Source organism: Halorubrum alkaliphilum, from assembly GCF_017873815.1.
In the GTDB taxonomy this organism is placed as follows: Archaea; Halobacteriota; Halobacteria; order Halobacteriales; family Haloferacaceae; genus Halorubrum; species Halorubrum alkaliphilum.
The window spans coordinates 15,732-37,345 of the sequence record NZ_JAGGKQ010000018.1; the positions used below are offsets into that span (position 1 = coordinate 15,732).

At 50.8% G+C, this 21,614-nt stretch carries 15 protein-coding genes and 1 pseudogene; 12 read left to right on the forward strand and 4 right to left on the reverse strand.

Translation table 11 applies throughout. The annotated features are described in order from the left end of the window. Positions 1-157 precede the first annotated feature (157 nt). From J2751_RS11160 to J2751_RS11180, 6 genes and pseudogenes are all read left to right on the forward strand, one after another. On the forward strand, positions 158-2,548 hold the full coding sequence (locus J2751_RS11160) for an MBL fold metallo-hydrolase (RefSeq protein ID WP_209486070.1): 2,391 nt from the start codon (positions 158-160) through the stop codon (positions 2,546-2,548). 595 nt (positions 2,549-3,143) lie between these two features. Further along, positions 3,144-5,276, forward strand: a complete 2,133-nt coding sequence (locus tag J2751_RS11165; RefSeq protein ID WP_209486072.1) for a hypothetical protein — start codon at positions 3,144-3,146, stop codon at positions 5,274-5,276. 8 nt (positions 5,277-5,284) lie between these two features. Then, positions 5,285-6,472 carry a BREX system ATP-binding domain-containing protein gene (locus J2751_RS11170; protein ID WP_209486073.1) on the forward strand — a complete coding sequence of 396 codons (1,188 nt, stop codon included), beginning with the start codon at positions 5,285-5,287 and terminating at the stop codon, positions 6,470-6,472. A 240-nt stretch (positions 6,473-6,712) separates the two neighbouring features. Then, positions 6,713-6,955 (forward strand): annotated as a pseudogene (locus J2751_RS15545) (DNA-directed RNA polymerase subunit H); the annotation flags it as partial. Then, a complete protein-coding gene (locus J2751_RS11175; RefSeq protein ID WP_394357388.1) occupies positions 6,953-8,113 on the forward strand; it encodes a BREX system ATP-binding domain-containing protein in 1,161 nt (386 codons plus the stop codon). The pseudogene J2751_RS15545 and the gene J2751_RS11175, both read left to right, overlap by 3 nt. 804 nt (positions 8,114-8,917) lie before the next feature. Further along, positions 8,918-9,271, forward strand: a complete 354-nt coding sequence (locus J2751_RS11180; RefSeq protein ID WP_245202741.1) for a hypothetical protein — start codon at positions 8,918-8,920, stop codon at positions 9,269-9,271. A 23-nt stretch (positions 9,272-9,294) separates the two neighbouring features. On the opposite strand, the gene queC is transcribed toward J2751_RS11180, so the two are convergent. The 3 genes from queC to J2751_RS11195 form a co-directional block, all read right to left on the reverse strand. Beyond that, a complete protein-coding gene (gene queC / locus J2751_RS11185) occupies positions 9,295-9,984 on the reverse strand; it encodes a 7-cyano-7-deazaguanine synthase QueC (protein ID WP_209486078.1) in 690 nt (229 codons plus the stop codon). A gap of 94 nt (positions 9,985-10,078) precedes the next feature. After that, the gene (locus J2751_RS11190; RefSeq protein ID WP_209486080.1) at positions 10,079-10,855 is read right to left on the reverse strand and encodes a 7-carboxy-7-deazaguanine synthase QueE; all 777 of its coding nucleotides are present in this window, start codon (positions 10,853-10,855) and stop codon (positions 10,079-10,081) included. Then, on the reverse strand, positions 10,855-11,316 hold the full coding sequence (locus tag J2751_RS11195) for a 6-pyruvoyl trahydropterin synthase family protein (protein ID WP_209486082.1): 462 nt from the start codon (positions 11,314-11,316) through the stop codon (positions 10,855-10,857). Before J2751_RS11195 ends, J2751_RS11190 begins: the two co-directional genes overlap by 1 nt. 180 nt (positions 11,317-11,496) lie before the next feature. Between J2751_RS11195 and J2751_RS11200 the strand changes: the two genes are divergently transcribed. The 5 genes from J2751_RS11200 (at position 11,497) to J2751_RS11220 (ending at position 17,947) form a co-directional block, all read left to right on the forward strand. Next, positions 11,497-12,156 carry a queuosine precursor transporter gene (locus tag J2751_RS11200; RefSeq protein ID WP_209486083.1) on the forward strand — a complete coding sequence of 220 codons (660 nt, stop codon included), beginning with the start codon at positions 11,497-11,499 and terminating at the stop codon, positions 12,154-12,156. A gap of 445 nt (positions 12,157-12,601) precedes the next feature. Continuing rightward, positions 12,602-14,584: a tRNA-guanine transglycosylase gene (locus J2751_RS11205; protein WP_209486084.1), complete on the forward strand. Its 1,983-nt coding sequence runs from the start codon at positions 12,602-12,604 to the stop codon at positions 14,582-14,584. Between the two features lie 74 nt (positions 14,585-14,658). Beyond that, positions 14,659-15,117, forward strand: a complete 459-nt coding sequence (locus tag J2751_RS11210) for a DUF6884 domain-containing protein (protein ID WP_209486085.1) — start codon at positions 14,659-14,661, stop codon at positions 15,115-15,117. Then, positions 15,117-16,361 (forward strand): tRNA-guanine transglycosylase, encoded by a 1,245-nt coding sequence (locus tag J2751_RS11215; RefSeq protein ID WP_245202742.1) that lies wholly within the window; start codon positions 15,117-15,119, stop codon positions 16,359-16,361. Before J2751_RS11210 ends, J2751_RS11215 begins: the two co-directional genes overlap by 1 nt. After that, on the forward strand, positions 16,361-17,947 hold the full coding sequence (locus J2751_RS11220; RefSeq protein ID WP_209486087.1) for an ATP-binding protein: 1,587 nt from the start codon (positions 16,361-16,363) through the stop codon (positions 17,945-17,947). Before J2751_RS11215 ends, J2751_RS11220 begins: the two co-directional genes overlap by 1 nt. Before the next feature lie 56 nt (positions 17,948-18,003). On the opposite strand, the gene J2751_RS11225 is transcribed toward J2751_RS11220, so the two are convergent. Further along, complete coding sequence (locus J2751_RS11225) at positions 18,004-19,179, reverse strand: hypothetical protein (RefSeq protein WP_209486089.1); 1,176 nt, start codon at positions 19,177-19,179, stop codon at positions 18,004-18,006. Between the two features lie 557 nt (positions 19,180-19,736). Here J2751_RS11225 and J2751_RS11230 point away from each other — a divergent pair. After that, entirely contained in the window at positions 19,737-21,611 is a 1,875-nt protein-coding gene (locus J2751_RS11230) for a hypothetical protein (RefSeq protein WP_209486091.1), read from the forward strand. Positions 21,612-21,614 lie beyond the last annotated feature (3 nt).

Below are 21,614 nucleotides of genomic sequence, written 5' to 3' on the forward strand. Positions count from 1 at the left end.
CTTCACAGCGGGAATTTCTACGCTCTAGATTACTCGTAGACGGCGTTTGTTCGATGAAATTGCCCTTGGAATCCCTCTTGTTGCGATGAATAACCATCTATGGGAGCATATGTAAACCGACACATCATTATGACCTGCGAATAGAGTAGAAGTTCAGGTGAATCTCTCTTATCATCATGCGAACCCGCGCGGGGGAAATGAGTCCTTCCTCTTGCGATTTCAATCTGCGAACACCGATAGTCCGACAACCATCTTAGTCGATGCCGGGGCAGAACTTGAGCTTGATCGGATACTGAATCCCGGCGAAACAATTGATGCTGTCTGTCTCACTCACGCGCACTCGGATCATTACCAGTCTCTCAATCAGTGTGTAGACCCCGACACGTCAGTATACACCTCGCCAGCAACGGCGAAAATCATCGGCGACGTGTTCGATATCGCCACACAACAGACAGGCGTTGAAGCGGATGATTCGATGGTAGCGGCGATCGAACCGGTCGACGAGTGGACGTCGGTCGGATCAGAAGTAGCGTTTCATCCGGTTCCTGCCGGCCACGTCCCAGGGGCAGTGGGGTACCTATTCCGATTTGAGAAGGATCAGGGTGTCGACACCGGGTATATTCTTGCGACGGGTGATTTTACACTCACCCGGGCGGGCGGCTATCCGGGACTCCCACTTGAGTCGATTCAAGACGTAGATGTTCTATTTCTCACCGTGGCGACGAGCAGCAACTTCTCTTCAGAGTTGTCTGAGGGGCTAGGTATTGCGCTACAGCAAGCACATAGCGGAATGCAGACACTCGTCACGACAAGCGGTATTGTGGGTGTTCACGTTGCGTATCTATTGGGCGCGTTGATTGAGCAATTTGAACTTGGAGTCCAAGTACGCGTCGTTGGGCAGGCCGCAAAGCTGTATGAGCGATTGGGATACGAGGCAGACACTGTCCAACCTGTCCCGGAGTTTTCGCATACCGATGAGGCCTTAGGACGCGGGATAATCACGATCGCTGGCCCAGATGTTCCGAGTGAACGTAGTTCTGGCCGACTATATGGCGTGTTACGGGATCAGCCAGACGCGTGTGTCGTACAGCTGATTGGGTCCGGTCAATCTCCGATTCGGAGTGGACAGTGTACCGTTCATGACTTCCGCATCGTGAACCATCCGGAATACGACGCGCTTGAATCGGTACATGAGTCGGCTAACCCACAGCACACCGTTATCACACATACGCATCGCGGGGCTGGTAACCAATTCAATTATCTCGATAGTAACGTTTGGTCACCATCGGATGCTGACGAGTACACGCTGTACGCGAATGGACAGTGGCGCGCACCGCCGTGGGCTCCCAACGGCGGTCGGACCCCAACACAAGCCACGACGCAAAGCGTCCGTGCATTAACTGAAACAGATCTCTTTTCCGATGTTGATTTGCCCAGTCTATCACGTTCCCCAACGGTCGATCTTCCCGCTGAAGGCATTGACATCGAGCACGTGAAACAGGTACTGGCCCAGGAGACGGCGTATACCGGCCCGACCACAACAGAGGCTTCTGATAGCGCTTCCGGCTCCTCGACGGCAACTGCCCGAAAATCAGACTCACCCAGCATGACAACCTCAGATGACGATCAGGACGATACTAAATCCGACTCGCAAGGCTCACCTGCCGAATCCGTAGGGCTTGTTCGCACTACTGGCGCATCATTCAACCAACTTGATGACTGGGTTGTGTCTGCAATACAATCCGGGGAGCTCTCAAAAGGAGATCTCAAAGAAATCGTACGGCGTAGTCAGCAGCCAGCGACATCGGCAGACGAAACCGAGTCACCTGATGATGATAATACCGATAGCGCTGGTGATGCCGATCACAATACATCACAATCAGATTCAGCTCGTTCAACCGCTGAGTCTGATGATTCGGACGCTACTACGCCGGCAGACAGTGATGAGGATGTGAATTCTCCTGATGCTCCATCTGTGTCGTCGGATTCGAAGCCGGAAACAGAAACAACCGAAACTCAATCCACATCGGAGAATTCGGAAACAGAAACAACCGAAACTCAACCCGCACCAGAATCCCCCACTACATCGCCTGAGCAGGAAGACCACCGGGCATTCTCCGTTGTGTTAGAGCCGCTAACAACTGCACTTGCCACTCACCTCATAGCAGAGACTGACGAAGGTCCGATGACCATCGCTGATGTTGCTACCGACGCGACGACAGCATACCTTGGTGACCGACTTCGTGGAGCAGAGACTGAGCCGGAGACTAGTGCCTCCTCACAATCGTCGATAGTGGATCAGGCCTTAGCTGGCGTAGTTGCGGATTCCGATGAGTTCAGTAATCTTGATTCGTTCAAAACCACGGCCTACGGAGAACTCCTTGGAGATCTTGTCGGACTCGACAAAGACGATCAGACACCAAGTGTAACGATCCGCGTTGACCCAGCCCTCGTTGACGCCGTTACCGAACATCCTGCGTCGCCTACTCAATCACGTGATGATGTCGTCGCTACCGCGGTTCGATGGTACGCAGGGACCGACACATAGTCTACATCTAGCTTCTTGATTACGTAAAATCATCAGAATGCGTCGGGATCGGGTCGGTAACCCATTGGTTCGATAATCCTGAGTAGAGAGTTCTAAGCAGAGTCCTCAGAGGAGGAATAGAAATCAGCCACCATCGAGTGGGCGATCAATCATCTGTTGTATACTCACTTCCACGGCGTCATCAAAATGATATCCTACTCTTGTGTCGAAAACCCATAGAGACTGAACCTCCTGGATAATAGTTCGCGGAGAATAAACATCTAGGGAGATAGATTTCGTCAAACAAGACTTGAAATCTCCAGTTGTCACCCACCTTCTTTTTCGACTACGGCTTGTCAAGCTGGTCAGCAAGATAACCCAGAACGTCTGTTTTCAGTTGCCTCTTTCTCTTCTCAAACTTCTCGTCATCGGCTGTCAGCTGTACCTCCATATTAGACACACTAAGCGCACGAGGGCCCTGAGAAAAATAGTTGATTTACCAATAATACACTTCCACCGACGGTAACGTTCCCTCACTCCTCGTTCTCAAGATGACTCGATTCTACACCCGGTTCTCATCAGTAGTTTTTACCTTCATCCTGTCTAGTTTCCTGTAATGAGCGATAGCGAATCCGGACTCTTTGCGTCTACCCCGGAAGCGGTGTTCTACTTAGTGTCTGATGAAGATACGGCAGAGGAACTCACGACTGAAAAAATCGAAATTCTCGATGAGCAACCGGGTGTACAAGCAGCGCTTGAGCTAGAACAGTTGCCCGACTCAAATCTATTCGACCAGATACTGAAACAAGCCAAACTCGGGTCTCGCTGGGGGAAAGACCTCTCGAAGGTGTACCGTGACTATCTCGAAAACCGCATCGAGCAGGTCGATGAAAGCGTTCTTGCTGATGAACTCGAAGCGCAATTCAGTCGCTACGATGCTGACCCATACGAATCAGCTGTTCTCGGCGACCCGATGACGGTTGGGATTGACCTAACGAGCCAAATACAGTCAGAGCTTGATCAGTGGGACCAACAACAATTCACACGTGCTGATCTTGCCGCTGCCGTTGGGATCTCAGATCAATCAGATCTAACTGACCGGAACACTCGCGGTGGGATCGTTTTCTCGAGTGGCACTCCGCTATCTGAGTTGAAGCACAACCGTCAATTCGTGCGCGCAAGTCACAACCTACAACAATTGCTTCTTATTGGGCTCGATGTGGCACTCATCGCCCCGGTTGGTGGGCCCGACGAACAGGAGACTGTCGAAACAACGTTCCGCGGAGTTGGCTCATTCACGGTTGAGTCAGTATCTGGCGCTGAGTTCAACGTTGGCGATGAAATCGCTACAGCCGTTGATGAATGGTATGACAGATTACTCTACTCTGTCGCCGACAACCGGGTCGTTGAAAACGTAGTCCGTCCAGCGAGCGTTACTGCCTACGATCTCCCAAGCGAAGACTGGGCACGCCACTTCAAGAACGCGATTACAATCGGGCTTCAAGGCGTATACTCAGAAAAGTCGTTCAGCGAAACTCGGTTTAACGACATGTGGGAACAGCGGGTTAGTTCCCATGAGAACTACGATCAATACCGTTCACGGCGGAAGACGTTCCCTGAAGTCAAAGTTACTAGGAAAAACGATGGTGGGACTCACAACTTTGCGCTTTACCACGAGGGTCCCTCAGCGACTCCGCATGTCTGCGGCTTGCCTACACAGAGTTCGAATCCAGAAGAAGAGCTCGTGGATCTGATTGAACGATTTCTTGATGCCGATCGTGTCTCTGAACAACGGTGGCAACATCTTCTTGAGGGCTTTGAGGGGATCGCTGAGTCACTTGATGCGCCGTCCAAGGATCTCGTCACGAACGCTCTTCTCCACAGACACCGGCGACGGCAACAACTAACTCCGCTTCTCCCCCCGTCTGAAGAAGATACAGACACGTTCAACGCTAAGAGAGAACACCACAACTACGACGATGAATGGTACGAGGATCACTGGGCAACTATCCTCTCCGATTATAAAATTACAAAACAGGGAGGTGTCAGAGCTATTGAGCGGAAGCAGAACCTCCAAAACTCACTTAATCCTGAGTGTGGCGCAGATACAGCGCTCTACTACAAATTAGAACAGGACATCAACAACGCATGGCAGTATTATCTTGATAGTGCTGAAAGGGAAATTCAGCAAAGTCTCCCTGACGATCAAAACCTCAGCATTGAACGTCGAGAGACCAGCTCTTCAAAAATACTCGATATTACTGTCATTCCCACCAACGGTGAAAAACAAACCGTGACTGTAGAGGTGCTACTCCCCTATAGCGAGGTCTACGTCAACGATACTGAAGTTCCTGCGGCCACAGTTACGAACACCGTTAGTGAAGTTATCGACACGCTCGGAACATCTCATCAAGCGCAGTCTCTCAATCTCTCCCACAAGGAGACAAGCGATGTACTATACGAGATAACAAAGATGTATTTGGACATAGCTGAATTCGAACAGGGAGAGCTCGTGTACTTCGACGACGTAATCGAGTTCTGTCAGTCATTGTCGAACATACAGGATATTTTCAATACACCTGATGAGAGCGTTGAGAAAAATGTTCGAGAATTTCTCGGAACAGAGGATTATATCAGCCGTCTCCGATCGAGTGTTAAATTCCATCGGAAGGGGAGCGATCAACACGGAAGTGTGAAAGTTCAGGGAGACCGATATATTGCGATGGAGTTACAAGAACAGTTACAGTAACGCAGATAATGACTGGTAGTGATGCAGGGGACGCCCTCCAGATCGGACAAGATACAGCTATTGATATCCTCACCCGGATTCAACAAGGTGTCCCACCCAAACCCGAGCATGTGAAACACATCCGCGTCGGTCGGGAGGCAGAAGAACGGCGATTATGCGATAAGCCGACTGAAGGACTCCAAAGCGTCCAGCGAGGCAGCGGACAAATTTTCTTCGTCTTAGGTGACTTCGGGTACGGGAAATCGTTCTTCATCAATCTGATCGCTGATAGAGCAACCGACATGGGCTTCATCCGATCCGAGTTCGACATTCAAGACCTCGAAGCAATCTCTGACAAGGGTGAACTCTACCGGGGAATCGTCCAGAACATTCGGTATCCAGATGAGAACGGGACTGGCGTCACGCCACTCCTCCGGCAATTCTGTGAAGAAGTATCTCGCAGCGAATTCGAACAGGTAGCCACCCAGTACGGATTTTACGGACATTCAATCTACAGTATTCTTCGGAATTTACTCGACGCATGGGCCAACGGGAAACTACACGTTGAGCGTGACGACGTCACACTAGACCGTGTTGACGTACTCAACGCCGCAAGCGGATATCTACAAGGGGAAAACATTGCACTCGAAGAGTTACACGCGATCGGGAAAGTCGGCTTCGACAGCATTACAAAAGAAAACGAGTACAATTATCTCCGCCATCTGCGATCCCTCGCCCTTGAGTTAGGGTACAATGGGTTTACGATCCTTATCGACGAAGCCGCGGAGCAACTTGAATGGAACCCCGAATCAGCGACTACACAACGGCTCATTGACCTATACAATAAATGCTATCAGAAAGGTCAATTCGAGCATATGATGTTCGTTTTTGTCGGAAACCAAGAGAAATGGGACTCACTAATTGACGAAGCAGGCCACCAAGCCTTACAAGACCGATATCGAGCAGCGAAGCTCGTCTTAAGCAACTTCACGGAGGAAGATTACGTAACACTCGTCTCCAAAGTGGCAAACCTACTTGAGATCGCATACGGTGAGTCAGCAACACTCACCGACGATGAAGCCCGTAACATCGTTATGAACGCAGCAGACCACCACGGCGGAATCAGTAATCTGAGCCCTCGGCGACTACTCCTCACCCCGACCGGCCAAGGGGAACAACAAACACTCGTAGACGTTCTTGAATCACGTTTCGAATAACGAATCTGCTTCGGAGAGAGCACCTCTTCTAACGGACGGTCACGACTTGATTATTAGTAGAAATCCACAAGAATAAGCCAGGAATTCGATACTCCTAATTAGCCAAGGATTCAGTCCATTCTATACATGACAACAGCGGTCTCCTCGTGCTCGGAATGCGGAAGCCCATTGGTCTCCGATGCTATATACTGCCCCCACTGTTTGATCGACCGACTTAAAGTCGAAGAATCGTGGTTCCCCATCTCAGGCGAGGGACTCGACAATACGACGGTCAACCATACGCTAGTGCCTGAACACCGAGTTGTGTCTGAGGAACGAGTTACACAGTTGTGCCGTGAATATTCGATCGACCGGACCGATCTGCCACGTATCAAAACAACCGACCCCGCCATTCAGCACCTAGCTTGCGAACCCGGGGACGTCATCGAAATCATCCGCGACAGTCGAACCACAGACACAGCCCGAAGTTACCGTTTAATCATCTCCGGGTCAGGCGGAACCAGTAGCACCTCCGCACAAGCGGAGTGGCGAAACCCTGCCGGGCCTGCCGAGACAACGTACTCACGCACAGGGGAACTTAATGATGTACAAGCACTCCACATTATCGAAAACCTCCGGGCACACATCCCACCTTCACAACCCGGAACCTGTCGACAAATCGCTATCGGCCGAGAATCAGCGATCGACACAGCGATCACCCGCGTAGAATCCGCACAACCATACACGTTCATCGAAGGTGAACTCGGATTCGGCAAATCCTTCTTCCTCCATTGGATGCGCGATGAAGTTCTGCCATGGGCTGCTGTGAGTCTCGTAGACCTTGATGACGAAACAAACTTCTTGAACCAAGGAGCGCTCATAGAAACCTTCCGGACGAACCTCGAAACTCCCCGCTCTCTTGACCACGTAGACTACGCCAATGGACTTGACGAACTATGGGACACGACCCTTCGAAAAGTCGCAGATCTGTGTGCGTCACACTATGAACGAGAAGGCTTCGAAATCCGGGAATCCCGCATGAAGAAATCGCTCGAATTAGCTGCAAAAGACATTCTGTCAGACACAGCGATTCCCCAACCCGTCATTGATCAAATCGGAAAAACCGCAAGTGAATACTTCAACAGTACGTCCCAAAGCCTCACTCAGAGTCTTCTCGAAGAAATAGAGAATAATGAACCCATGGACGTGCTCGGGTTGATTAGTTCACTCGCACAAATCAATGGGTACAGAGTATTGCTCGGTGTTGACGAACTGGAAAAATCCGTTCGCACCGAAGAACACTTCAAAGCACTTGACAACTTCGCTGACGCCCTCCCGAAAAACGTCTCTCTCTTTGTGACCGGGACGCCAGAACTCGTTGAAGGCGGCAAGCAAGGGAACGCACTCCGGGAAACCTATCATCCACTATACGAGCGAACAACCACTAACAGAATTCGACTTGACAGCCCCACTAGGGAAGCTCTCATCGAATTCTCCACTCGGATCGTCGATCTAGAGACCCAAGCCATCGAAGCACCAGTTAATCGTGAGTACGCCTCCACAATCGACGATCTCGGAGGATTCGAACAAGCAGCAGACTCGTTCCTTGAGCAGTACCCGCCCGCATTCCGAGCATACCTTGACTATCTCGAACAATACTAATAGTTCTCTCTACTTTGTTGGTTCCAATGGACGACATCATCAAACTCAGGAAAGAAATTAGAGGCTCTGTTGAAGTCCCCTTCTTCAGATACAATATCGAGTGAAACAGCCGGTCGGTGAGGGCTGCGCACTGAACGTAAATTATTGAGAGACGGCTTTATTGAAATCCTTGGTCGTAGATAGTTCGTCGAGGCCGTACTACATACAGAGCGCAAATCTATCACAGAGATCCGATCACAGATCACCCGAGTCAGCAACAGAAGGCGATTAAAGACGCTTTGAAGCGAGATTGGTGATAGCCGTCGCCGCTACCAGCGTCACAAGGACGGCAGCGCGTGTGCGTTCTGTCCCAAACACAGTTTCAGCGGAACGCCCGATCAGAACGAACGCACCAGCCCATATTGCTGCGTATTTCAACACGGCAAGCCATCCTCGAACCTCAGTCCAAACGAATTCTTTCATGCCTGCGAGGATCTCCCCGAGGGACTACATACTAACTCCGAACAATATCTGCTGATATGAATGTTCCCCATAATGACATGTGCCATGCTCGGTCGTGGGAATGAATGCCACCGCCATTGGATTCACACTCAGTATCTCGCACGGCGATCCTATCAGATTTCAAGAATTACAACAGAGCCTTCGAGGGTTAATTTGACTTGGGCGAGGTCGGCTCTGTAGCTGTACCAAATACTGGTGTGGTGTGCCGGTTTACCAGTCTTAGACAAACAGATCTGGTGACCGGTAAGGGCTCAGACACCCAGACACGAATGCTTTTGCGTGGGGTTTGAGAACTCACACGTCATGACAAATCACATGGAGCCCACCGAGGAGTATGACGGGCGAATCAGAGTGAAACTCCTTGATGACCATGCTGATACACGAGTGATCCCGTGTTCATCCTACACGAAGGCGATAACGCTCGTCAAGAAACATCAACACGAGGTCACCACCGCGAAAATCATCGACCGAGAGCAAGAAGTGGTCTTCAGCTCAGCTGACATGGACATCGACGTCTGGGAGTCGATTTGGAAAAACGAAAAACGTCGCCTATCAGTCAACGTCGAGGACCGCGACTGCCCGTACGATAACATCTCCTGCTTTTTCGATGACCTCTGTGTCCAATGTAAGATGGACAAATTACAGGACGAGTTCTAACTCATTCAGCAGGGGCGAAGATGTTACGAGAACTCCGGTCGCTCAGCATACGCAATCGGATCGCGTGACCCAGCATTCCGAAACGCCTCAAGCCGGAACGCACACGCATCACACGTCCCACACGCTGGCTCTTCGTCACGGTAACACGACCACGTCATCTCGTACGGCACGCCAAGCTCCAACCCCCGCTCCGCAATCTCCGTTTTCGACCACTCGACGAACGGCGCTTTCAGCTCGATCTCCGTCTCCGGTTTCGTGCCGACGTCGATCACGTTCTGAAAGGCGTCAAAAAAGGCGGGGCGACAGTCGGGATACCCAGAGAAATCTTCCGAGTGCGCCCCAATAAACAGCGCCTCTGAATCAGTCGCCTCCGCGTACGACGTCGCCATCGACAACAGATTGGCGTTGCGGAAGGGGACGTACGACGTCGGAATCTCATCACTCTCAAGATCCGCGTCGGCCACGTCCATCTCCTCATCCGTCAGGCTCGACGCGCCGATTTGAGAGAGATGGCCCGTTTCGATGTGGAGGAAGTCAGCCGCATCGACCTCCTCAGCAAGCGCCTGTGCGCACTCGAACTCTTTGTCTTCGGTGCGTTGCCCGTACGACGTATGGAGAAAGTACGGCTCGTACCCTTGCTCCATTGCTTCGTACACCGCTGTCGCACTATCCATCCCGCCGGACACCAGAATCACCGCGCTTTTGTTGCTCATGTCTGCTTGGTTGCGTCGAATCGATTATCGCTCTGTTCACCACACCGCGCTCGCGGCACCGCGCTCTGCCGACCGGCCTCTGAAAGTGACGTACTCATGTTCCCGGGGCGTCGTTCCATAGGTCCACGTGCAGTCGCGGCGTGTACCGGTAGCCGTACTCCATCGCTAACTCGGCGACCTCGCTTCGCGTCCCATCGAGTTGCTCGCGCGTCATGCCCTCCGGCATCAACAACACGTCATCATCGGCGACGGTCGTCGCCGTCGCTTCTCGTACCCGATCAACCAGGTCCGTGATCTCTGGGAGGTCCGATTCGTCGGTCACGACGAACTTGAGCTGCGTCTCGTACGCATCGACCATCTGGGAGAGCGCATCCATGTCGATCCGATTCTGTTCGTGTTTCTCTTCCCACTCGCCCTCCCCCTTCGGGTCACGCTCCGGTGTCGGCGTGCTGCTCGCCAGTTTTGGGCTGATACTCGCCAGATCGATCGGCGCATCCCGGTAGATCGTCCCGTTCGTCTCGATCGTCGCGTGATACCCCTCTTCGTCGAGCCGTTCGAGGAGTTCGACGGACTCCTCGTGGATGAGTGGCTCGCCGCCCGTGAGTACGACGTGGTTCGCCTGCTCGTGGGAGCGGACTTCCTCCAAAATCGAGTCGACGTCGCGCCACGCGCCGGTCGGCTCCCACGACGTATGGTACGAATCACAGAACCAACACCGCAGGTTACACCCAGAGGTCCGCACAAAGACAGAGGGGACGCCAGCAAGCGTTCCTTCCCCCTGTAACGAGTAGAACACCTCGTTGATCGGGAGGCCCTCACCAGCCGCGTCAGCGTCCGTTGTGGGCTCCTCGACGTCGCTTGCGACCGGCATTAGTAGGTCGCACAGAGCTCGCCGGTTTCGCTCACCGACACGGAGACGTCCGAGACGGTGTCTGGGAACGCCTCAAGCATCCGTTGTTCGAGGAGGACGCTCATCACCTCTGCCGTTGGTGGGTGATCGAGGACGACGAGGGCGTCGCCGTCGCCGGCCTGCTCGAACGCGTCAACGAGCGGGTCGCCTTCCTCAACGAGGAACCGGTGGTCCCAGGCGTCGATGACGTCCGTGACGTCGCCTTTGTCGACGACCCACCCTTCCTCGGTGAGTTCGCCGCTTACCTCGACGGTGATCTCGTAGTTGTGGCCGTGTGGCCGCGAGCATTTCCCGTCGTGGTGGAGGATGCGGTGGCCCGAGCTGATTCGGATGGGGTTGTCGGCTCCGATGTGGAGTGTTCGTTGGCCTGCTTCCTGAAGCACATCTGCTTCGGATTCGTCTCTCGATATACTTCGGGCCATACTCGAAGAATATTCGGGGAATATATAAAGATTGAGTTTCGTTACTTCATCGATGGAACAGCAGCACCACTCACGATCGTCTCTCCGCCGACTCTCTCGTTGGCCATCGGTACCCACCTCAGCCGAGCCGCAACACAGCACCGTACGCGGTGGTCCGGTCACAGACGGTGGTGACAGCTGATGGAGACTGAAGATACTCGTGCGATCTTTACAGCCGTATTCGCCGGCTCAATCGTCCTCGCAAACGTCCTCGCAGCGAAACTGACGTGGATCGAGCTGCCGGGGCTTGGCGGTGTCGCCGTCCCTGCTGGGTTCGTTGCGTTCGGCGTCGCGTACCTCGCCTCGGACTTGCTCGTCGAGTACCACGTGAAAGAGTACGCTGCGACTGTGGTCAACGGAACCGTCGTCACGCTCGTCATCGCGTATGCGCTCGTCTTCCTCGCCATTTGGATGCCGTCTGCACCGTTCTACGGTGGGCAAGAAGCGTTCGTGTCGACGCTTGGCGGCTCCGCATCGATCATCCTTGCCTCCGTCGTCGCGCTTGCCGCCGCCCAACATCTCGACGTCCGACTCTTCGCCAATCTGAAGAGTCGCACCGGAGGTCAGCATCGCTGGATCCGGAACTGCGGCTCCACGGCAATTAGTCAGGGCGTGGACACGGTCGTGTTCATCACACTCGGGTTCGCCATCTTTCCGGCACTCGGCCTTGGCGGGGACCCGACGTGGGGTTGGGCGCTCGTGTCGATCGTTGCTGGGCAGTACATCGTGAAGTTGTTTGTCGCGCTGATTGATACGCTCCCGTTCTACGCCGTTACGGAGTTCGTGGAGCGGCCGGCTTGATTACTTCATTTCGATTAGCATTAATTATCGATTAAAGGTCGTTTGATACTTTTCGAAGTGAGACAGCATTCTCAGGAGCGTTCCAAGGGCGCTGTGTGCGGCATCATACTTGAGGAGGGTCAGCATCAGCAGGAGCAAGTACCAACTGGCACCTGCGCTCTAAACCAACATCCTGCTTGTGCCCTTTGAGAATGTCTCTACTCACCAAGGTCGTATCCGAATACCCACTCATCAATCAGCCACCTACTGTCGAAGAATATTCTACCCAGAATCGCTGCGCCGTCGTCTTCATCGGCCAGGAGTCGGGCTCCGGTAGGAGCGTCGAACAGTGGTTCGACTACTCTACCGGCAGCCACGAAGTACACCCACGAACCGATATACGGCAGAGCGGTGAACAGGCAAAAACAAAGCATTTGCGTCCCCACCTGATAGAATACCCGAATAGATGCCGGAATTTGAAATAGAGTTGGATAACGAGGAGGAATTCGGTCGGCTAGGAACATTAGATGTCCCTCATGGCCCAGTCAACACACCAGCGCTATTTCCGGTAGTGAATATTATTGGGGGAACAACCCCGAAATCGGGAGCTGCGTGGCGACATTTCCGAGACAATCTTCTCGATAAGGATCACGTCCAGGGAGTGATGTTCCAGGCGATGAGCTTCCTAGACTACGGAGTTACTGCGAATACGCTCGGACGATGGCGAGATGAGACGTTTAGGGAGAAACTGGGTGATGACTTTGTAGATATCAAGTGCCCGATATTCATCGACTCTGGTGGATTCAGTTTGATGAACTCGGATACGTTTGGAGATCCGCCTTCTGAGGGGGGAAAAGAAAATGAATGGGGGTTATATACGAATCCGGACAGCATTCTCAAGCTCCAGGCTGATTTTGGAGGCGACATTGTTGCGACACTCGATTATCCAATTCCACCCGAGCTCCGCGAAGCTGAGAAGACCGAACGAATGCAGCGCAGTATCGAAAGTGCCGTGCGATGTCTACAACTCATCGAAAATCCGGAGCAGATTGAAACACGTAATGAGGGCGATCAAGCGAGCATCGAAAGGTTACGTAATAGGAAGACTGAGGGTACCGATCCGGGAGTCTTCGTCGCAATTCATGGACATGACTACGAGACGATCAGCTGGTATGTCCAAAATTTCCTAGACAGGATACAGGAAGAAGGTATCACACACCGGTTCAATGGTTTTGCGATCGGATCACTCGTTCCACTTCGAAGCCGAACGAATCTTCTAGTTGATATCGTTCAGGGTGCAAAAGACGCGATCCCAGCCCACTTGGAAGATGAGATCGCGTTACACATATTTGGTGTCGGGGGCAAACAAGTGTCCCTCCTCACGCTACTAGGGGCAGATTCGTTCGACTGCTCTACACATATGCAGACTGCTAGGTATAAGAAGTATGTCGTGCCAGGTACTTGGGAGCATATCAGTCTGGACAATATGGAGGAGTTCTTAGATGACGGCGAATTCCCATGCGAATTAGAGCACTGTACGCTCCGTAATCACCCAGAATGGGATCCGAAATCTGTGCGTGAGCGGCTAAATATGGAACCAACCTATGGAGCGGGTCCAACAAAAACGGAACCATATGGGCTGCTTGCGCGGCATAACTTCGAAGTATATAACGACGAGATGCGACGAGTTCGTGAGAAAATTCGGGACGGAGAGCTCCTAGAATACATAATCCAATTTGCCCGAGATCACGAGCAAATCAAGCAGGGGCTCAAATATGCTCAAATACGTGATAGGAAACTACAACAGCAACTTCGGGAACGGGGTGCATACGATCTGATTGTTGGTCCCGATATTGAAACTGACCAGGCAAAGCTCACAGAATTTGGCGGAGGTGTTGATGATCAGACACACCAACAGCGCGTCTCGCTTCAGCACACACCGAACAGTTTCAATATTCTCAATCATCGGTACACGCCACCAGCAGGAAAGAACATCCTTCTGCTTATTCCGTGTAGTAAGCGAAAGCCATACGCAGAATCTAGAACGCATCGAGTCGTCATCAAACGATTACAGGAACGCCGCGACAATATACATAAAGTGACAATTTCGGGGATGTACGGGCCAGTCCCGGAAGAGCATGAAACAGATAAGGAAGTGATGGAATACGAGTACGTACTATCTGAACAAGATACGGAACAAATAGAACTTGTCCGTGATCGTCTAATCTCATATTTACAAGAACACGGTGAGTCATATGATCTGGTAATTGGCTATGCTGCCAGCAGCACCTACCGTGGTGTTATCCAAGATGCGCTGAATGCCTACGGACAGGGTGAGCTCTTCCCTAAGGAACCAGAGGCGTTACGACTAACGGAACATTTCCGCAAAGAAAATATCAAAGAACTAATGGAGTATCTTGACATTTCAACCGAAGATATGAGCCTCTAATCCGCCTTATGAGAGATCTTGTCTAGAGTAAGAACACCAGTAACGTTAAGGCCGAGGTGAACAAAGCCGTCCCTATGCAAACTCTCTTAGTACAGTCCTGCTCTAAATCCAAGAGAGAACCAAGTGAGCCGGTTCCTGCGCTAGAATTGTACTCCGGATACTACTACAAAATTATAAAGAAAGCGAAACGAGAAGATGATTTTGACCCGAATATTGATATTTGTATTCTTTCAGCAAAACATGGCCTAATTGATTCTGACACGAATCTCTCTTTCTACGACAAAAAAATGGACTCGGGGCGTGCTCTAGAGATTCGGGACGAAGTGAAAGAGGCTCTTAAGAGTCGACTTCATGCTCATACGTACGACGAAGTTCTAATCAATATGGGCCAGCCCTACAGAGAAGCGATCCGCGGAATCGAAGAGGAAATCGACACTCCAGTCCATGTAATAGAGGGAAAGCTCGGAGAACGAGGTCGAAAATTGAAACAAAGAATTCGACAAAGTGCTCCTAGTTCTGTGGGGGCCGATTGATGGCTGTGGATAACCGACTTCAGCAAGCCGCTGGGTTCAATATTGAGGGAACAACAGGTGACGCCCGTGCCGGGGAACTCACTATTAATGGGGTTTCGATGGAGACACCCAGTCTCTTTCCGGTGATCAATTTCTACGGGGGTGGACGAAGTGGTAGTGTCTTTGGTGGGAGCACTCACCGTACTGTTAAAGAACTCATCAACGGTGATGACAGGGTCGCTGGCGTTGATTGTAGCCATATATTCGAAGGAGCCATGATGTCGGTTGGGTCTCTTACTGATTATGGCATCAATCGAGATCTCCTACAGACCTACCTTTCTTCACCAATAAAACGGCGCGCTGAGTTTCACGGATTTGAGGGAATCATATTCGCGGACTCTGGTGGATACAAAAATCTGACACAAGGGGCCTTAGACGGGAGTGACTTTGAGCTCGAAATGAACCAAGCGCGCGTGTTCGAGATGCAACAGCAACTCGGCGGGGAAATCATCGTTAACCTTGATATTCCTATCGAACCAGACGATTCATTCGAAGAGCGCTGTCGGAAAGCTCGTCTGACTGCCGAAAATGTAGACGAGTTTCTTGAGCTGTCCAAGGACTACCCCGCAGCTCGCTATCTCACTGTCCATGGGTATAATTACTCGATGATAGACACCTTTATGCAGGAGCTACAGAGCATACTGGGAGATATCGATATTTCTGCCACTTTCGACGGGATTGCGCTTGGCAGTCTCGTTCCTAAAAAAGATGATCGGGAATTGCTTATCAACGCCGTTCAAGGCTGCCGCGATGTCATGGCTGAACGGGGTTTTGACGACCTCCCGCTTCACGTTCTCGGGATCTCGAATACAGCGATTCCGCTGCTTGCAGCCGTTGGTGCGGATACCTTCGACTCCTCTTCATACATGCAAGCTGCGATCAACGGGAAGTACTACAAGTCCCTTCTGAGCACGGTTAGAGTCGAAGACGCGGACTTCAAGGATTGCTCCTGTCCCGTATGCTCTTCACCAGAACTCCGATCCCGGATGAACGGCAATACACAGTATCGCAAAGACCAGATGGGTCCAGCGGCTGTCCACAACTTATACGTACAAATGACTGAGCTCAAGAACATCCGTGAGAGGATACAAATGGATGGTACAGACGGTCTGGTTGACTATATCGAAAATACAATTGGTCGCAACGATAGTACGCGAAAGCACGCTCATCGCGTCGTCAACGAATCACTTGGAGGGTACTTCTAATGAAACGAACACCAACAGTCAATGAAGTCAACGAGTTCCTCGAAATTGCCAGTGATTTTGAGGATCCGCTTGAATTACTCCGTGAATCACTCTCGAACGCGTTTGATGCAGGGGCTGAATCTGTTGATATCAGAATCAAGTCCCAACCGGACGGCTCTGACATCATTATTGAGGACGACGGACACGGGATGAACGAAGAGGATCTCAAATCCTTTTTCGATCTCGGTAACTCAAGCAAGACTGACTCAATCGGATACAAGGGACACGGGACAAAGATATTCTACAAAAGCGATCATATCAAAGTGAATACGAGTAGAGATGGTATCACTCTCTCTGCCGAGATGAAAAATCCGTGGGAAAAGCTCAATAACCGAGTTCTTCCCGAATATGACGTTACAAAGACGGATGCTCCATCATCCCGATCTGGCACGCTAATACGGATTAGTGGATTCAAATCAGGGGAAGGGTTTAGTCCGGAATCACTCACCTATCCGAAGGTCCATAATTATCTGAAGTGGAAGACAATCGTGGGCTCCACGGCGCACTTCTTTGAAGATGATTTTCACGAGATGGATATCACAGTTGAACTGGACGACGAGATTGACGATTCGCGTGAGCAGCTCACTACCACAAATAAATTCGAATTCCCGTCGGAACAGCTCCTACCAGGTGACGGGGAATTCCCCGCTGAACGCATGTGTAAGTTGTACGGCCCAAATGAAATAACGCTGAACCACGCAGAGGGAACCTCTACTGTCGAAATAATGGGGATGGCAGGTGGAAAAGCAGCACGCAACGAACTCCCTACATTCGGTCGACATTCGACGCAGTTTGGTGTCTGGCTAGCAAAAGATCACATTAAGGTTGAGCGGTTGAACGAAGCCATCTCACATGATAATGAGTTCATCCACTTTCTTTTCGTGGCAAATTGCCAGGACATAGAGCTCTCGGCCAACCGTGGCAAGATCCGGAATAAATCGAGTAGTGTCTATCAGGCTCTCGAAGAGGAGCTCAGTCATTTTCTCTCGAAAGTCACCCACGACCCGTGGTTCGAAGGTTATCTAGAAGCTCGACGCCAAGGAGAATTAGCCCGAAAAGCTTCCTCAGAATCAACTAAAGCTCACGACCGTGTTGACCGCATCAAATCGAGAGGTCGATTCATGCCAAGTAATGATGCGGAGATTCTCTTTGGGCTACAGCGGCCCTCCGCCCAGAGTAACGCCCCTGAAATCTTTGTTGAGGATTACCATCCCACAGACGATATTACAGCCATCGTCCGAACCGATGGAACGCTTCAGGCAGCCGCTGTCAGTTCAACCTTAGTCGATTATTTCGATGATGAAGGCCCGTTGGAACCAGCAGAGCTACTTATTTGCTGGGAGTGGGGAGACACGGACGAATTGCGAGAGATCCAGCGTACTGGCTACCTTGGCAGCGACGTTGATATTGATTTTGAGCGATCAAAAGTCAGCTACGAGACAAAGGATGGTATTAGTGGCTCTTGTGATGTGATCATTGTTAGTAAGTATATTGACACACCTATGGTTGAAGAAGCTGGAACAGTGTCCTCTACATCAACAGACTGATTGACAAATTAATCTACTGTAGTCTGAATATCAAAGTTCACATCGAAGTAATCAGCCTACTCCCGTGGAATCCAAGGCTTTAGCGAGGGGTCGAAATCAGCCAATTTTCCGCTATGTCCGCTCGTTTCAGGAGCCAGCACCCCGATGTGTTTGAGCTGTTGGACAAAGTTTTGGAATATGTTTGACCGAACCGCTGCTTTCCAGATTTGCTCGTCTTTGAAGATTTGGTCCGCATCACCGGACTCAATAAGAGCACGTGCTTGCTCTCGGCCAGATTCAGACCGACCTGGTGAAGGATTAGCAGTGCAAAAGACGTTCAAGAATACGTTCGGGTATTGATTGACGAGGATTTCCACCAGCTCCGGGAATGGGAGTTCACCGGAAACCTCGGAAAGGGCTTGAAATAAGAGCCTGATCTCCGGGTGCTCAGTATACTGAGACCGAAGAAGTGTCGCTATTTGCGGGTGCTCATCAGCAACAACAGTCCCCCTGGGGGGTTTCAGTTGTTCCAACTCATCGAGTTCGCTTACACCATATCCGTTGAGCATCGTGCCGGCAAGTCTTCCACGGTCGGTGAGCTTAGATTTATTCTCATCAGATATTAGGCCTAAAACGACGGCACCATCATAGATATGCTCGGGTGCATGGAAGTCGTATTCATCTACAATAATATCGTGGAGAGCTGCCTTCGAAACTGATTCACGCTCTTGGAGGATGAGCGTCGGGGCAAGGAAATTAATGGGTTGTGTGAGCGCCATTCCAGCAATCTCTCCGGCTGACCCACGGCGTTGTAGGCGATACTTGAGTTGCCCAGCAACGTCTTGAACGTGTACATTAGCCTCCGTCACTGCGGGATTGGACCACTCACTGTTTGTATTATCTACTTCGATCATGCCAAGTCCTTTTGAAAGGGCAACGCTCGACACTTGCCGAATAGCTTTAGAATCAGCAGCTAGGTAAGATATGTGAGCCCCTTGTTGATAGGTCAATGCCTGTCCAATCCCCTTCAACATATCACCAGTACCCTTCACCTCTATCGCAAAAATACGATTAGTGTTGGTAAATCCAATCACGTCCGGAAAACGCCCCCCAATACTGATTCTGTGTTCACCACACCGCTCAATCACCGATCGATATCGGGTGGAATGGGACCCAGGAACGTGAACAAATGCATCATATCCTCTGTCCTCAAGATCGTCTACGACTTTCTCGAAGACTTCCGGTTCCTCCATTCTATATCACACATTTGATACAAGGGTAATAATTGTTTTGTAAATCAGAAGCACGTACTTGCCGAATCTAAACTCGTTCCGTCGATGAGATTGATGACCCGAAAAGGCGGAAGTCTCTACAGGACTGTTAGGTACCTCAAACTCCCCGAGCCATCCATTGTTGCTTTTATATTATACAGTGAAACTCGGCAGCTGCTGTTTCCCGCTTTACCAGAAGGTGAAGACGCTATTCGTCTATCGCTCTTCTGTAGGAGGTTGTTGATACAGTTGTTACTATCTGAGCGGGAACACTAATCGATTTTCTAAGCACCTCTACTGTTGACTCACAATTCAATACACGCAGCAGCAAATCGCAAGACGGCAATCCATCAACAATGTGCTACACAAGAGCATCGTCTATAGTGTAGCTTCAACCGTAAATTGCTAGATATCTGCTACGCCCAGTCTATCGGTTATTTCTAGCACTTTAGGATTGGATCCGCACTAGGTGGTACTTAGTAGTGCGCTAGATTCTAGCCACATCCCATATTTTTATCCTTCGGGTTAAATGAAAGAGTATGCCAGCCGATCACTTCGCCTCTCTTGTGTCAGAATTAGAATCTCGAAGAGGACCTAGCTATCTACTACTCTACCCCGAAGAGATGGACCGTGGTGACACTATACGGAAGATCAGAGAATCATTCACACAAGCCTCAGTGATAGAGACAGAACAACGGTCTATCATGGATATCCAACCTGTTGGCTCCGGCCCGCACATCGTTCCTTTGCTCGACTTGTCTGAGGCGACTACACCAGATGAATCGGAGGATCAGGCACTGAAGAGTCTCTGTGAGACATCACAGATAATATTCATCGCCCCTGACTGGTTCGAGATATGTCTGAATTACCCATCTCGTCCACGATGGACCTCGAGAGTTGACGTTATTCGACCTCTGGACTCGTCTTCGATAGAGGAGGTTATCACTCGGTTCCCCTCTTCAGCACCTCTTCTCGATAGGAGTCAGCGTCGGATAATGTATCGATACTTGGAGAATCGTCGATTCCGGAGGGCTGTCGAAGCGATGTCCCCTGAAACAAGTGAGCGTATCAACTCGGAGATTGAGCGGTACAGTCTCAACAGTCTCTCGAGTGAGGTCCAGCACTTACTTCCCAAACCGAATGACTCGCTGTTCCGTTCGCTTGCCGCCACCAAATTGCAAGAACTGGGTCATCTACAGTTGGCGGAATTCTATAGAATTTACGGGGAAAGTAGAACGTTGAGCAGTGTCCCAGAGGACTCACCATTCATCAATGCTATCTCGGATTCTCTTGTTGATGAGCTACCTCCGCCTCCATTCGAATCGACCGGAATACGAGTTCTGTTCAGCCTGCTCTTCCGACAGCACGAAACAGAGGAAGTTCTTACTGAAGAAGTTCACGAGTGGCAATCCGAAAATCCATCAGATTGGAGGAAACCTGCCGATTCCGGACTGCAGGAATATATCGTGGACAGGGTTGATTTGCTGAACAACATCTGTTCTAGTGCCAATCTGAGGGACTTTTACCGTCTTCTTCCCATCTTACTCTTCATTCGTATAATCCGTCACTCCCCCGCGACTACCGACCTCTTGGAGGGAATCGATCGATACCGGGAGATAAAGAATATCGAAATGACAAAGCTGGCTACAAAATCACTCGCTGATGGTTATCGGGGTAACGAATACGACGATCTCCACAATGTCGAGCGCATCGCCCGATTTTTAGAGGGTCATCGTCCGAAAGTAGTGCTCGTGGTTGACTCGCTGAATTTGATGCAGCAATCCACTCGAGATCTCGTCCAACGTTACCAGAAAGATACACCTGGATATGCTCTCGCACCGCCCGTCTCCAAAACTGATACATTTGTCGACGAACTTCGTCAGCGAGTCGATTTCGACACACTCGGTGGATATACCGATGGTGAAGATTTAGCCAATAATTCGATTCGAGAATTTGTCAATCTAGACGAAAAAAGAGAGGAGTTGACGGAACGTCTGAACACTGGTGAGTCATTCATCATATACGATCCGAGACTCGACGTACAGGCCCGATATGAGCAGAGCCGTGATGTGGAAGTCAATCAATATGTCAGCACGATCGAGAACTTTATCAAGAGCTATCGAGGTGTTGCAGATATCATGGTAACATCTGATCACGGAATGGTTCAGGTTCAACCCGAGCTCTCAGTAAGCGGAATAGGAGGTGGAACACATGAAAGAGGTCTCCTCACGAAGGAACAGAATCTAAGTGGTGATGATATGATAGAAGTTGAACTCGGTACAGATTACAGGGAAGGTTTATTAACACCAGCGAATCCACATAGCCGTATTGGTTCACATAACGAGCCGCTCTGGACACATGGGGGAATCTCGGTCGAGGAATCGATTGTGCCCTGCATAACCGTAGAGGACTAGATT

Coding starts and splice junctions, on each gene's coding strand:
- queC (WP_209486078.1), bottom strand. CDS start 9,984: ATGAGCAACAAAAGCGCGGTGATTCTGGTGTCCGGCGGGATGGATAGT.
- J2751_RS11165 (WP_209486072.1), top strand. CDS start 3,144: ATGAGCGATAGCGAATCCGGACTCTTTGCGTCTACCCCGGAAGCGGTG.
- J2751_RS11215 (WP_245202742.1), top strand. CDS start 15,117: ATGGCTGTGGATAACCGACTTCAGCAAGCCGCTGGGTTCAATATTGAG.
- J2751_RS11225 (WP_209486089.1), bottom strand. CDS start 19,179: ATGGAGGAACCGGAAGTCTTCGAGAAAGTCGTAGACGATCTTGAGGAC.
- J2751_RS11230 (WP_209486091.1), top strand. CDS start 19,737: ATGCCAGCCGATCACTTCGCCTCTCTTGTGTCAGAATTAGAATCTCGA.
- J2751_RS11200 (WP_209486083.1), top strand. CDS start 11,497: ATGGAGACTGAAGATACTCGTGCGATCTTTACAGCCGTATTCGCCGGC.
- J2751_RS11195 (WP_209486082.1), bottom strand. CDS start 11,316: ATGGCCCGAAGTATATCGAGAGACGAATCCGAAGCAGATGTGCTTCAG.
- J2751_RS11220 (WP_209486087.1), top strand. CDS start 16,361: ATGAAACGAACACCAACAGTCAATGAAGTCAACGAGTTCCTCGAAATT.
- J2751_RS11210 (WP_209486085.1), top strand. CDS start 14,659: ATGCAAACTCTCTTAGTACAGTCCTGCTCTAAATCCAAGAGAGAACCA.
- J2751_RS11205 (WP_209486084.1), top strand. CDS start 12,602: ATGCCGGAATTTGAAATAGAGTTGGATAACGAGGAGGAATTCGGTCGG.
- J2751_RS11190 (WP_209486080.1), bottom strand. CDS start 10,855: ATGCCGGTCGCAAGCGACGTCGAGGAGCCCACAACGGACGCTGACGCG.
- J2751_RS11170 (WP_209486073.1), top strand. CDS start 5,285: ATGACTGGTAGTGATGCAGGGGACGCCCTCCAGATCGGACAAGATACA.
- J2751_RS11180 (WP_245202741.1), top strand. CDS start 8,918: ATGACAAATCACATGGAGCCCACCGAGGAGTATGACGGGCGAATCAGA.